Below are 246 nucleotides of genomic sequence, written 5' to 3'. Positions count from 1 at the left end.
AAAACGCCCGACGCAGGTTCGCCGCCAGTTCGTGCGCCGGCACATCGCGCCCGAGCTGGAGGCTTGCCATCTTCTCGTGGGTTGGATCGAACGGGCGCTGGAAGCCCTCGTCGATCTTCAGCAGCCAGTTGAAGTGATAGGCATCGTTGCGCTCGCGGCGGAACTGCTTGACCCGCTTGAGGCCCTCGCTCATTTCCCGCGCGACTTCCACCGGGTCGTCGATGATGATCCGGTAACGACGCTGCG

The 246-nt window shown here is 63.8% G+C and carries 1 protein-coding gene; it reads right to left on the bottom strand.

Features of this window, described 5'->3' with window-relative positions:
• On the bottom strand, nt 1–246 hold a 246-nt coding region (locus J8I29_RS29845; protein ID WP_209434451.1), incomplete at both ends, for a pyrimidine/purine nucleotide monophosphate nucleosidase domain-containing protein.

Origin of the sequence: Labrys sp. LIt4, assembly GCF_017813775.1 — a bacterium.
GTDB lineage: Bacteria > Pseudomonadota > Alphaproteobacteria > Rhizobiales > Labraceae > Labrys > Labrys okinawensis_A.
The sequence above is the reverse complement of the archived record's forward strand: the minus strand, read 5'-3'. Positions and strand labels throughout refer to the sequence as shown.